Raw genomic sequence first — 13,047 nt, forward strand, 5'->3', positions numbered from 1 at the left:
TTTATTGTAGTGGGTTAATACTGACCACCATGCCAAACAGCGGGTGGTCAATATAATGCACTTCACCTGAGCGCATCCGCCTGGGTTGGTCCATATGCACGGTCAGTACCTCCTGCAGGCTGAAGGGCAGGGTGTTGAGTTCGGCTGCTGAGGCAACAGGCTCAGCACTGCGCGCTTGCTCCAAGGCGTTAGCCTGAGCTGGGCTCAATATGCGATTCAGATAGAGATCAGGACGAACGTGCAGGTATTGGCCGCGCCCGATGCCGAGGTAACCTTCCAGTTCATAGCGGCCATTGTCGAGAATATTCCCCGCCACGATCCGCACCGGTGTCGGATTCTGAGTGCGCTGCACCGGCTGAATCCAACCGGTATGCAACAGGGTGCGGTACTGGCCGCTGCGCTGCAGTTGGGCTTTGGCAGTCGTTAGGGTCAGCTTCTCTGCCGCCATTAAACTGTAGGGTGTGGCATCCACTGCTGCAGGCTGCAGGTTTACTGCATCCCGTTGTGCCGGCTCGGGTAGCAGTGGCCAGGTTTCGGCCTGCACTGCTGCACTCTCCTCATTGCTGAAAATGATAATCTCGATACTGTACCAGTTATCCAGCTCCTGGCTGTGTGCCAGGGAGGCAGACAGAGCGAGAACAGTGATCAGTAGTGTGTATATTTTTGTCATCAAGGGTGTCCTGCCAGTCGGGACAGCAGATGTTCCACCGCCTGGAAGCGTTGCTCCGCAGTGTCCATCTGCTGGTTAAAACGCAGTTTGTCCGCGCCATCCAGTTTATAGATTTGCGGCTGATTTTGAACCATTTTCACTAATGTCAGTGGGTCCACCTGGGTTTCGCTGTCAAATTCCACTCTGCCAGCTTCTGTGCCGGCATCCAGCTTACGCACGCCGAGTTTCTCTGCGCACAGCTTTAATTCGGTAATACGGAATAGGTGTTTCAGTGGTTCAGGCAGCAGGCCAAAGCGGTCGATCATCTCGATTTGCAGTTCTTTTAAGGCTTTATCGGATGCTGCGCTGGCAATCCGTTTGTACATAATTAACCGGGCATGGACATCGGGTAGGTAATCCTCAGGAATCAGCGCTGATACCCTCAGGTTAACTTCGCTGCCCTGATGTAGCGGTTTATCAATATTTGGCGTTTTGCCCTGTTTGATCGCTTCAATTGCCTGTTCCAGCATCTCCATAAACAGGCTGAAACCGACGGTTTGAATCTGGCCGCTCTGTTCTTCGCCAAGTAATTCACCAGCGCCTCTGATCTCCATATCATGGGTCGCCAGGGTGAAGCCTGCGCCCAGATCATGGCTGGCTTCAATCGCTTCAAGTCGCTTTTGGGCATCTTTGCTCATGTTACGACTATCGGGTGTTAGCAGGTATGCATATGCCTGGTGATGTGAGCGTCCCACCCGGCCGCGTAGCTGATGCAGTTGGGCCAGGCCAAACTTATCGGCGCGGTCGATAATAATGGTGTTGGCATTAGGGACATCGATACCGGTTTCAATGATGGTGGTGCAAAGCAATAGATTGAACCGTTTGTGATAGAAATCGGACATCACCTGTTCCAGCTCTCGCTCACGCATCTGGCCATGCCCGATGCCAATACGGGCTTCAGGTACCAGCTCACGCAGCTCTGCTGCCGATTGTTCAATGCTTTTTACTTCGTTATGCAGGTAATAGACCTGGCCGCCCCTTAACAGCTCACGCAAAATGGCTTCTTTCAGCAGGCTGGGGTCGTGCTGGCGTATAAAGGTTTTTACCGATAAACGTCGGGCAGGTGGAGTGGCGATGATGGACAGGTCGCGAATACCTGACATGGCCATATTCAGTGTTCGGGGAATCGGCGTAGCGGTTAGAGTCAGTATATCCACCTCAGCCCGCAGTGATTTTAAGCGTTCTTTTTGCTGAACCCCGAACCGGTGCTCTTCGTCGATAATCACCAAACCAAGGTTTTTAAACTGGATGTCGCCCTGCAATAGCTTGTGTGTGCCGACAATAATATCCACCTGGCCGGACTCAAGGCGCGAAATTATCTGTTCCTGCTGTTTGCCGCTACGGAAACGTGAGATAAGTTCGACCGTTACCGGCCAGTCGGCAAAGCGGTCCTGAAAATTTTGGTAGTGCTGTTGCGCCAATAGGGTTGTGGGGACCAGAATGGCTACTTGCTTGCCGCTTTGTACCGCGACAAATGCCGCCCGCATGGCTACCTCTGTCTTACCGAATCCGACATCACCACAGACCAGACGATCCATCGGCTGCTGTGCAGTCATGTCACGAATCACGTTGCCGATGGCTGCGGCCTGATCAGGCGTCTCCTCAAACGGAAACGAGGCAGCAAACTGTGAATAGTCTTCGTCAGGGGAGCTGAAGCTGAAGCCTTGGCGCGCTGCACGACGGGCGTAGATATCGAGTAACTCAGCTGCCGCATCACGGGCTTTTTCCGCCGCTTTCTGTCGGGCTTTTGTCCACTGCTCGGTGCCGAGACGGTGCAATGGTGCAGTATCCGGGCTGCTGCCGCTATAACGACTGATCAGGTGCAGTGAAGCGACTGGCACGTATAATTTGGCACCGTCAGCATAGGATAGGGTGAGGAACTCATTGGTTTCACCATCCAGATCAATGGTTTGCAGGCCAAGGTAACGGCCGACACCATGTTCAAGGTGGACTACCGGCGCGCCTTCGTTAAGTTCGGAAAGGTTGCGAATAACTTGGTCATTCTGCTCCTGTTCACGACTGCGGCGGCGGCGCTGGAAGACCTGATGGCCAAATAGCTGGGTTTCTGTGACCAGGTAGAATTGCCCTGGCAGAGATAGCCCTCGTTCCAGCGGGAACTCTGTGATAGCCAGTGCGGTATCCTGCGCTAAGAACCCCTGCCAGTCAGTAACCGGTGTAGGATGGATCTGATGCCGACCCAGCAGCTCCAATAACGCTTCGCGTCTTCCGGAAGACTCAGCACAGAAAAGTACCCGACCATCCCGTGCGGCGAGAAAGGTTTGCAGTGCTGCCAAAGGTTGTTTTTTCTTGGCGTCAACGGTCAGGTCAGTCGGAACCAGGCAGGGGAGGTTCTCCCTGCCGGCTTTGCTTGTCAGCGTCTCCGGGTGTAGCTGTAATCTGGGATGTTGCTTGATTTTCTGGAACAGTTCATCAACACCCATAAATAGTTTGCTGGGTGGTAGCAGTGGGTGTCGAACATCGAAGCGGCGTTGTTCATAACGGCTCTCGACCTCTTGCATAAAGTGTTGCGCGGCCGCTTCAAGATCATGATCGGTGATTAGCTGAGTGTCAGCTGGGAGCGCGCTAAACAGGGTGGTAAGCTCATCAAAGAACAGGGGCAGGTAGTATTCTATGCCGGGTGAGGCCAGGCCATCATTGATATCGTTGTAGATTGGGCATTGACGATAATCGACATCAAACTGTTCCCGCCAGCGGCTTTTGAAGTCACGGATAGCTTTGTTGTCTAACGGAAACTCTTTGGCGGGTAATAACTCGATCGCGTCGATCTGTTCCAGTGAACGCTGGGTCTCCGGGTCAAAGGTGCGCAGGGTTTCGATTTCATCATCAAACAGTTCAATACGAAATGGGTGGCTGCAGCCGCTGGGAAACAGGTCAATAATCGAGCCCCGTACTGCATATTCGCCATGTTCCAGCACCGTATCTACGCTGTGGTAACCGGCATCACTCAGTTGCTTGCGTAACAGTTGCGGGTCAATCTGGCCGCCGGCTTTTAAACTGAAGCAATGCCCGGCAATAAACTCATCAGGTGCAGTCCGGTGCATGAGGGTACTGACAGGAACCACCAGGATGCCACGTTTGAGACTGGGCAGGCGTGCCAGGGTGGCAATGCGCTGGGAGATAATATCCTGATGTGGTGAGAAGGTGTCGTAGGGCAGTGTTTCCCAATCAGGGAACGCCAGCAGCTCTATTTGGTTGCCACTGAAAAAGCGAATTTCATCCAGCAAGCGTTGCGCTTCACTGCTGTCGTTGCAGATAACCAAAGTGGTGCTGTTATGCCGCAAAGCCGCTTCGCTGATGGCGAGGCCTCGAGAGGCGCCAGTAACCTGTCCGAGGTATTTGCGATCTGCGGTGCCGCTTGGCAGTGAATAATCCAGTTGAAACAAGCTCTTAACTCCAGACCCGGTAAATCAGCGGCATAGTGTAACCAAGCCAGCCTGAAAACGCAGTTTTCTATAGCGCTTTATTATGACTTTTCTGCATTTGCTCAAAAGCATGGAAAAGAGCATAATGCGCCCAAATTTTTTTCAGAACCTGGGGACAAAACCTGCAGCATTTCGGCTACGGCAGTTAAGTTGCAACCCGGGCGGCGCCTTGGCATCACCTGACCTGTCTTGTTTCCCGGAGTTGAAACTACTTTATGACTCGGAGTTGCTTGTGAACCAAGATCAAGTTTTCACAGACTGGAAAGAACGCGAAGCACTGGCAGAAGCCATGGTGCCGCTGATCGGATCCCTGAATCGTGCAAAGAACGTTGAGACTTCTGTATACGGCCGTGTACTGAATAAACGTTCTGTGATCGACATCCTGAAAGCCCACCGTTATGTGCGTCAGGTTGAAGGCAATGAACTGTCTGTTGTTGATACTCTGCCCGTGCTGCAGGCGGTAGATAAACTTGATGTGCGTAATGCGCATGTGGATATTGGTAAACTGGCGGCTAAGTTTGCTAAAGCGGGTGCCGCTGATCTGGAAACCTTCCTGAAGGCAGAAATGGCAGATGCCATTGGTGCTGAAACCGCAAGCGGTACTGACGTGGTCCTGTACGGCTTCGGTCGGATTGGCCGCTTGCTGGCTCGATTGATGATTGAAAAAACCGGCGGCGGCAAGTCGCTGCGCCTGAAGGCTATCGTGGTACGTAAAGGCAGTGCGGCTAAAGATTTGGAAAAACGTGCCAGCCTGCTGCGTCGTGATTCAGTTCATGGTTCTTTCAAAGGCACTATCACCATTGATGAAGAAAACAACACCATCACTGCCAACGGCAATGTGATTCAGGTGATTTTTGCTGATGCTCCGGATACGGTTGATTACACGGCTTACGGTATTAATGATGCGGTTGTAATCGACAATACGGGTAAGTGGCGCGATGAAGCAGGCTTGTCACTGCATCTGAAATCCAAGGGTGTTAGCCGCGTAGTCCTGACTGCACCGGGTAAAGGCGTTAAAAACATTGTAATGGGTGTTAATGATGCGGATATCGCGGTGGATGACACTATCCTGTCTGCGGCATCCTGTACTACCAACGCTATCTCTCCAGTACTCAAAGCAGTTTATGACCAGTTTGGTATTGAAAATGGCCATGTTGAGACTGTTCATGCGTATACCAACGATCAGAACCTGATCGATAACTATCATAAGGGTGATCGTCGTGGTCGTGCGGCGGGTCTGAACATGGTTATTACCGAGACCGGTGCGGCGAAAGCGGTGTCGAAGGCGCTGCCAGCAATGGAAGGCAAGCTGACGGGCAATGCGATTCGTGTACCCACACCAAACGTGTCTATGGCAATCCTGAACCTGAATCTGGAAAAAGAGACTGACAAGGATGAGCTGAATGGCTACCTGCGCGATGCGGCCTTGTTTGGACCGATGCAGAAGCAGATTGATTACAGCAATTCTCCTGAAGCAGTATCAACTGATTTTGTCGGCTCTCGTGCGGCGGGTGTGGTAGATGCGCTGGCGACTATTGCTAACGGTAAGCGTTGCGTACTCTATGTTTGGTATGACAATGAATTCGGTTACAGCTGTCAGGTGGTGCGTATGGTGCAGAAAATGACTCAGAGCACCCTGACTGCATATCCAAAGTCAGTGTAACTTGCTGACCCAGTTATAAAAAATTAAAAAGGTCGCCTTTGGGCGGCTTTTTTTTCGCCTAAGGTTTAATATAATTATTTAAAATAACCTAGTTCCTATTAATTCTATATGGGTTTGTAGGTTTTTTGCCTGCTAAATGCCTTTATCACCTTTGGTTCAGTAGAAAAAAAGGTCCTTGCTCGGGTATACTTTGTCGGATTTTTTGGTGGGGTATTCCAATTTACCAACTATTAAAAAGCCATTTTACTGGCCTGGGGGGACAGGGCAGTGAGTGGACTACATTAAGTTGGCTGCCCTGAAAGAGTTTATTGCAATTTGGTGAGGCGTATGATCAGGATCAAGAAGGGTCTGGATCTACCGATTTCCGGTGTGCCCAAGCAAACCATCGCTGATGGTCCTGCTGTAAGCACAGTTGCCATTGTCGGCTTCGATTATGTAGGGATGAAACCCTCTATGGCCGTCAAGGAAGGGGATCGGGTAAAACTCGGGCAAGTAATTTTTACCGATAAGAAAACAGAGGGTGTTCAGTATACGGCGCCGGGAGCGGGTGTTGTAACCGCGATTAACCGTGGCGACCGCCGTGTCCTGCAATCGGTTGTAATTCAGCTTGAAGGCGATGATGCTGTTGAGTTCGCGAAATATGATGCCGGACAACTGTCGGCTCTGAGTCGTGAACAGGTAGAGGAAAACTTGGTTCAGTCTGGTTTGTGGACTGCACTGCGTACCCGTCCTTTCAGTAAAGTGCCTGCCCTGGGTAGTGAAGCGCATTCTATTTTTGTCACCGCGATCGATACCAACCCATTGGCTGCCGATCCTGCCGTGATCATCGCAGAGCAACCTGAAGCCTTCGAAAACGGTTTACAGGTTCTGAAGCAGCTGAGCAGCAAGGTCTTCCTGTGCAAGGCTGAAGGGGCAGATGTGCCCTCTGTTGATGGTGTTACGGTAGAAGAGTTTGGTGGCTTGCACCCGGCGGGTAACGCGGGTACGCACATTCACTTCCTTGATCCCGTCTCGCAGAAGAAAACGGTATGGACTATCGGTTATCAGGATGTCATTGCCTTTGGCAAACTGTTTACCGAAGGTCGTCTGCCGACTGATCGCGTTGTTGCTGTGGGTGGACCTAAAGCGGCTAACCCGGGTTTATTACGTACCCGTATCGGTGCTAATCTGACTGAATTGCTCGCAGGAACTGAAGTTGGTAACCATAACCGTGTCATCAGTGGTTCCGTCTGGAACGGCCGTGCATCACGTGGTCCTTTGGGTTATCTGGGGCGTTATGCCAATCAGATCTGCATTCTGGAAGAAGGCGATAAGCGCGAATTTATGGGCTGGGTCAAACCGGGCACTGATAAATTCTCTGTGCTAAATGTGTTTGCCTCTTTCCTTAATCGTTCTAAGAAGTTTGACTTCACCACTACCACTAATGGTTCTGAGCGAGCCATGGTGCCGGTAGGACAGTTTGAAAACCTGATGCCTCTGGATATCCTGCCAACCCAGTTGCTGCGTGCGCTGGTGACCGGTGATATCGTACAGGCGATGCAACTTGGCTGCCTCGAGCTGGACGAAGAAGACCTGGCCCTGTTTACTTTTGCCTGCCCGGGCAAGTACGAATATGGCCCGATTCTGCGTGACAATCTGGCGCGTATCGAGAAGGAGGCCTGAGCATGAGTATCAGAACAATTCTTGACAAAATGGAGCCGCATTTTCATAAAGGCGGCAAGTATGAAAACTGGTATGCCCTGTATGAAGCAGTTGATACCATTTTCTATACGCCGGGACAGGTAACCAAAACCGCGGCGCATGTGCGCGATGCGGTTGACCTGAAACGGATGATGATTCTGGTCTGGATGTGTACCTTCCCGGCTGTCTTCTTCGGTATGTATAACGTCGGCCTGCAGGCAAATACTGCGATGGCTCAGTTGGGCATCACCGAACCCACTACCTGGCAGGGTGCAATAGCTGCCATTTTCACCAGCTTTGACCCCGGTAGCGTCTGGGATAATATCATTCATGGCGCGGCTTACTGGCTGCCGATCTACATTGTTACCTTTGTCGTGGGCGGTTTCTGGGAAGTTGTGTTTGCCATGAAACGTGGCCACGAAGTGAACGAAGGTTTCTTCGTCACCTCCATCCTGTTCGCGCTGATTCTGCCGCCATCTATCCCATTGTGGCAGGTGGCTCTGGGTATCAGTTTTGGCGTGGTGATTGGTAAGGAAGTCTTTGGTGGTACTGGCAAAAACTTCCTTAACCCGGCGCTGACTGGGCGTGCTTTCCTGTTCTTTGCTTATCCGGCACAGATGTCAGGTGATGCGATCTGGACGGCTGTTGATGGTTTCTCCGGCGCTACGCCGTTGGGCCTAGCGGCTGCCGGTGGTGTTGATGCCATTCTGGCACAGAATATTACCTGGTTTGATGCCTTCATCGGTCGCATTCAGGGTTCTGTTGGTGAAGTGTCTACCTTGGCGATTGCCATCGGTGGTTTCGCCCTGCTGATCGCCAGAGTTGCCGCATGGCGAATTGTTGCGGGTGTATTTCTGGGCATGGTGGCAACCGCGACACTGTTTAACGTGTTGGGCTCTGAAACGAATCCGATGTTTGCGCTGCCATTTTACTGGCACCTGGTATTGGGTGGTTTTGCCTTTGGTATGTTCTTTATGGCAACAGACCCGGTTTCAGCCTCTATGACCAATGTCGGTAAATGGTACTTCGGTGCGCTTATCGGCATCATGGTAGTCTTGATACGTGTTGTGAACCCAGCTTTCCCGGAAGGCATGATGTTGGCGATTCTGTTCGCTAACCTGTTCGCGCCGCTGATAGACAACTTTGTTATTCAGGCCAACATTAAACGGAGGATGCAACGCGATGTCAGCGAATAATGACACTATCGGAAAAACCATCACCGTTACTGTTCTGCTTTGTGTGGTCTGTTCGGTGATCGTTTCTACCGCTGCGGTTGTCCTCAAACCGAAGCAGGTAGCGAATAAAAACCTTGACCGTCAGACCAATATCTTGGCCGCAGCCGGTGTTGATTATCAGGGCAAGGATATTCAGGAACTGTTTAACAGCACCATCACCAAAAAATTTGTTGATCTTGAATCAGGCAAATTTACTGAGGTGGCTGATCCTAAGCGTTATGATGCGAAAAAAGCGGCTAAGGACAAAGAGCTGGGGCAGGTGCTGAGCAAAGATGTGGATATCGCTTCTATCAAGTATCAGGCAAACGTGATGCCGGTATACCTGATTGAAAGTGCGGCGGGTGATGTGGAGAAAATTATCCTGCCCGTGCATGGTTATGGCCTCTGGTCCACTCTTTATGGCTTCCTGGCACTGGAAGGTGACCTGAACACGGTCATTGGCCTAGGCTTCTATTCGCATGCTGAGACCCCGGGTCTGGGCGGTGAAGTGGATAACCCCGCCTGGAAAGCGATGTGGCCGGGTAAAAAAGTCTACCCAGAGGGTTCTATGGACCCGGCGCTGGGCCTGATCAAGGGTAATGTTGATCCAGCATCACCTAAAGCAGTTTTCCAGATAGATGGCCTGTCCGGAGCAACTCTAACCAGCAATGGTGTGACCAATCTGGTGCATTTCTGGTTGGGTAAAAACGGCTATGCTCCATTCCTGGCTAACCTGAAAGCAGGGGAGGCGTAAACCATGTCTGCAGCTAAAGAAGTTCTGGTTACCCCTATTTTCAAGAACAACCCGATCGGTTTGCAGATCCTGGGTATTTGTTCTGCTCTAGCGGTAACGACAAACCTTAATACTGCATTGGTAATGACCATGGCGGTGGTTGCGGTAACGGCATTTTCCAATATGTTCGTTTCTATTATCCGTAACCAGATACCCAGCAGTGTTCGTATCATCTGTCAGATGACCATTATTGCTTCATTGGTAATTGTGGTGGATCAGATTCTCAAGGCGTATGCCTATGAGATATCTAAACAGCTGTCAGTGTTTGTGGGCCTGATTATTACCAACTGTATTGTAATGGGTCGTGCTGAAGCCTTTGCTATGAAGAACCCGCCGGGGATCTCCTTCCTGGATGGTATCGGTAATGGCTTGGGCTACGGGGTGGTACTGCTGTTTGTTGGCTTTATTCGTGAACTGTTCGGCGCCGGCAAATTGTTCGGTGTTGAAGTGTTACCCCTGATCAATGATGGCGGCTGGTATCAGGCCAATGGCCTACTGCTGTTGCCTCCAAGTGCCTTCTTTATTATCGGCATCTTCATCTGGGTGGTACGTAGCTTTAACAAAGAGCAGGTGGAAGCACCTGAATTTGAACTGGCCCCAAACACCAATAAGGAGGCTGTGTAATGGAACAATATATCAGCCTGGCCGTTAAGGCGATTTTTGTTGAGAACATGGCGCTGGCCTTCTTCCTGGGTATGTGTACTTTCCTGGCGATCTCTAAGAAGGTACAGACCGCGATTGGCCTGGGTATTGCCGTTATCGTCGTACTGGCGATTACGACACCGGTGAATAACCTGATCTATAACCACCTGCTGCGTGAAGGCGCGTTGGCTTGGGCGGGTTATCCGGAAGTTGACCTCAGCTTTTTGGGTTACATCTCTTATATCGGTGTTATCGCCGCGATCGTTCAGATCCTGGAGATGTTCCTGGATAAGTTTGTTCCGGCGCTGTATAACGCGCTGGGTGTCTTCCTGCCATTGATCACGGTGAACTGTGCCATCATGGGTGCTGCACTGTTCATGGTTGAGCGTGACTATACCTTTGGTGAGTCTGTGGTGTATGGCGTCGGTGCGGGTATTGGCTGGGCGCTGGCAATTGCTGCACTGGCAGGTATTCGTGAAAAACTGAAATACAGTGACGTCCCTGAAGGGCTGCGTGGTTTGGGTATTACCTTTATCACAGTAGGCCTGATGTCACTGGGTTTCATGTCTTTCTCCGGGGTTCAGCTGTAATGCTGTCTACATGGTCAACAGAAGAAGGATTAGCTTATGAATGCTGAAATCATTCTCGGCGTTGTCATGTTTACTGCGGTAGTGCTTGCACTGGTCGTAGTGATTCTGGCAGCCCGTTCTAAACTGGTGAGTTCCGGTGATGTGACCTTACGCATCAACGATGACCCGGATAAAACCATTACCGTTGCGGCAGGTGGTAAACTGCTGCAGACCCTGGCTGATCAGGGCATCTTTATCCCGTCTGCCTGTGGTGGCGGTGGTACCTGTGCTCAGTGTAAGTGTCAGGTGCTGGATGGCGGCGGTTCCATGCTGCCAACCGAAGAATCTCACTTCACCATGCGTGAAGCGAAAGAAGGCTGGCGCCTATCCTGTCAGGTTAATGTTAAGCAGGATATGGAGCTGGAGATCGAAGAAGAAGTCTTTGGTGTGAAGAAGTGGGAGTGTACGGTTGACTCTAACCCGAACGTGGCCACCTTCATCAAAGAACTGACGCTGCGTCTGCCTGAAGGTGAAAATGTTGACTTCCGTGCTGGCGGTTACGTTCAGCTGGAATGCCCGCCGCATGAAGTGCACTACAAAGACTTTGAAATCGACGAAGATTACCGTGGCGATTGGGATAAGTTCAACATGTGGCAGTATGTGTCCAAGGTAACTGAACCGACCATTCGTGCCTATTCCATGGCGAACTACCCAGAAGAGCGTGGTGTTGTTAAGTTCAACATCCGTATCGCTTCTCCACCACCGGGTACCAATTTCCCACCGGGTATTATGTCTTCGTACGTGTTTAGTCTGAAGCAGGGCGATAAAATCACTGTATACGGACCGTTTGGTGAGTTCTTCGCAACCGATAATGACTGCGAAATGGTGTTTATTGGTGGTGGTGCGGGTATGGCGCCAATGCGTAGCCATATCTTTGACCAGCTTAAACGCCTGAATTCCGAACGTAAAATTACGTTCTGGTACGGTGCCCGTTCGTTGCGTGAGTCCTTCTACAACGAAGAGTACGACATGCTGCAGGAAGAAAATGCCAACTTTAAGTGGCATTTGGCTTTGTCTGATCCGCTACCAGAAGATAACTGGGACGGCATGACCGGCTTTATCCATAATGTGCTGTATGATAACTATCTGAAGGATCACGAAGCGCCGGAAGATTGTGAATACTACATGTGTGGACCGCCGATGATGAACTCTGCGGTAATCCAGATGTTGGTGGATCTGGGTGTTGAGCGCGATAACATCTTCCTTGATGATTTTGGCGGTTAAACACCGGGTGTCTGAAGTTTTCAGTCACCATCGTCAATGGCCAGCAGCTTTGCTGCTGGCCATCCTCTTTTTGTTGGTCACAGCCTGTGCGGATACAACTCCGCCAATGCAGGTTCATTCCGGCATCACAATGGGTACTACCTTCTCGGTTAAATGGATCGGCGTAGACGGTCTTGAGTCAACTGAGATTGCCCGGCGTATTGATAGTGCTCTGGTAGCTATTAATCAGAGTATGTCGACTTACATTTCTGACTCTGAGTTATCAGTCATCAATCAACAGCCAGCTGGCAGTGCTCATCAGGTATCAGCTGAGTTAGGTGAGGTGCTGGCATTATCTCTGGAGGTTGGTGCCATCAGTGAAGGTGCATTTGATATCACCGTTGGTCCTCTGGTAAATCTCTGGGGCTTTGGTCCTAATGGCAGGGTACTGCATGCGCCATCGGAAGATCAGATTGCTACAGTGCGGCCACAGGTGGGGTTTCACAAATTGCAGTATGATGTGAATACCAGAGTGTTAACCCGCGTGGTAAAAAGCTATATCGACCTGTCTGCTGTCGCAAAAGGATATGGCGTTGATTATGTAGCTGAAATCCTGGAAAAAGCGGGCATTTCCGATTATCTGGTTGAGATAGGCGGTGAGCTCAGAGCTCGAGGTAGTAAACCTAATGGCCAGCCATGGCGGATTGCGATTGAGACACCGACTGCCGAATTCGAACGCAGTGTACAACGTATACTTGCAGTGCGTGATGTCAGTATTGCGACATCCGGGGACTATCGCAATTACTTTGAGGATAATGGCGTGCGTTTCTCTCATACCATTGATCCTGCAACCGCGGCACCAATCGATCACCGGTTAGCTTCGGTGACGGTGTTGATGCCAACCTGTGCTGAAGCAGATGCTCTGGCAACTACACTTATGGTGATGGGCCCTGATAAAGGCATGGCATTTGCGAATGAGCAGGGCATTAAAATATTTATGCTGGTGAAAACGGACACTGGCTTTGAAGAACGTATGTCACCGGGTTTTGAGCAGTACCTGGTGCAGTGAGG

10 protein-coding genes are annotated in these 13,047 nt (G+C 50.9%); 8 read left to right on the forward strand and 2 right to left on the reverse strand.

The window, feature by feature from the left end; all coding sequences use genetic code 11:
- Position 1: 1 nt before the first annotated feature.
- Positions 2-670 (reverse strand): CsiV family protein, encoded by a 669-nt coding sequence (locus tag ACFVYJ_RS08205; protein WP_419415163.1) that lies wholly within the window; start codon positions 668-670, stop codon positions 2-4.
- A complete protein-coding gene (mfd, locus tag ACFVYJ_RS08210) occupies positions 670-4,113 on the reverse strand; it encodes a transcription-repair coupling factor (RefSeq protein WP_419415162.1) in 3,444 nt (1,147 codons plus the stop codon). Before mfd ends, ACFVYJ_RS08205 begins: the two co-directional genes overlap by 1 nt.
- 271 nt (positions 4,114-4,384) lie before the next feature.
- Between mfd and ACFVYJ_RS08215 the strand changes: the two genes are divergently transcribed.
- The 8 genes from ACFVYJ_RS08215 (at position 4,385) to ACFVYJ_RS08250 (ending at position 13,045) form a co-directional block, all read left to right on the forward strand.
- Entirely contained in the window at positions 4,385-5,815 is a 1,431-nt protein-coding gene (locus tag ACFVYJ_RS08215) for a glyceraldehyde-3-phosphate dehydrogenase (RefSeq protein ID WP_419415161.1), read from the forward strand.
- Between the two features lie 327 nt (positions 5,816-6,142).
- On the forward strand, positions 6,143-7,477 hold the full coding sequence (locus tag ACFVYJ_RS08220; protein WP_419415160.1) for a Na(+)-translocating NADH-quinone reductase subunit A: 1,335 nt from the start codon (positions 6,143-6,145) through the stop codon (positions 7,475-7,477).
- Positions 7,478-7,479: 2 nt separating this feature from the next.
- On the forward strand, positions 7,480-8,691 hold the full coding sequence (locus ACFVYJ_RS08225) for an NADH:ubiquinone reductase (Na(+)-transporting) subunit B (RefSeq protein WP_419415159.1): 1,212 nt from the start codon (positions 7,480-7,482) through the stop codon (positions 8,689-8,691).
- Positions 8,678-9,463: a Na(+)-translocating NADH-quinone reductase subunit C gene (locus ACFVYJ_RS08230; protein ID WP_419415158.1), complete on the forward strand. Its 786-nt coding sequence runs from the start codon at positions 8,678-8,680 to the stop codon at positions 9,461-9,463. The genes ACFVYJ_RS08225 and ACFVYJ_RS08230 overlap by 14 nt, the downstream gene beginning before the upstream one ends.
- A gap of 3 nt (positions 9,464-9,466) precedes the next feature.
- The gene (locus ACFVYJ_RS08235) at positions 9,467-10,126 is read left to right on the forward strand and encodes an NADH:ubiquinone reductase (Na(+)-transporting) subunit D (protein WP_419415157.1); all 660 of its coding nucleotides are present in this window, start codon (positions 9,467-9,469) and stop codon (positions 10,124-10,126) included.
- On the forward strand, positions 10,126-10,734 hold the full coding sequence (gene nqrE, locus ACFVYJ_RS08240) for an NADH:ubiquinone reductase (Na(+)-transporting) subunit E (protein ID WP_419415156.1): 609 nt from the start codon (positions 10,126-10,128) through the stop codon (positions 10,732-10,734). Before ACFVYJ_RS08235 ends, nqrE begins: the two co-directional genes overlap by 1 nt.
- Positions 10,735-10,770: 36 nt before the next feature.
- Complete coding sequence (nqrF, locus tag ACFVYJ_RS08245) at positions 10,771-11,997, forward strand: NADH:ubiquinone reductase (Na(+)-transporting) subunit F (protein WP_419415155.1); 1,227 nt, start codon at positions 10,771-10,773, stop codon at positions 11,995-11,997.
- Entirely contained in the window at positions 11,957-13,045 is a 1,089-nt protein-coding gene (locus ACFVYJ_RS08250) for an FAD:protein FMN transferase (protein WP_419415154.1), read from the forward strand. Before nqrF ends, ACFVYJ_RS08250 begins: the two co-directional genes overlap by 41 nt.
- Positions 13,046-13,047 lie beyond the last annotated feature (2 nt).

The organism is Pontibacter sp. JAM-7 (assembly GCF_048548695.2).
Classification (GTDB): domain Bacteria; phylum Pseudomonadota; class Gammaproteobacteria; order Pseudomonadales; family Balneatricaceae; genus Neptuniibacter.

Bases quoted from the DNA above. Each gene is read 5' to 3' on its own strand.
- ACFVYJ_RS08235 (WP_419415157.1), top strand. From the start codon at position 9,467: ATGTCTGCAGCTAAAGAAGTTCTGGTTACCCCTATTTTCAAGAACAAC.
- ACFVYJ_RS08230 (WP_419415158.1), top strand. From the start codon at position 8,678: ATGTCAGCGAATAATGACACTATCGGAAAAACCATCACCGTTACTGTT.
- nqrF (WP_419415155.1), top strand. From the start codon at position 10,771: ATGAATGCTGAAATCATTCTCGGCGTTGTCATGTTTACTGCGGTAGTG.
- ACFVYJ_RS08205 (WP_419415163.1), bottom strand. From the start codon at position 670: ATGACAAAAATATACACACTACTGATCACTGTTCTCGCTCTGTCTGCC.
- ACFVYJ_RS08220 (WP_419415160.1), top strand. From the start codon at position 6,143: ATGATCAGGATCAAGAAGGGTCTGGATCTACCGATTTCCGGTGTGCCC.
- ACFVYJ_RS08225 (WP_419415159.1), top strand. From the start codon at position 7,480: ATGAGTATCAGAACAATTCTTGACAAAATGGAGCCGCATTTTCATAAA.
- nqrE (WP_419415156.1), top strand. From the start codon at position 10,126: ATGGAACAATATATCAGCCTGGCCGTTAAGGCGATTTTTGTTGAGAAC.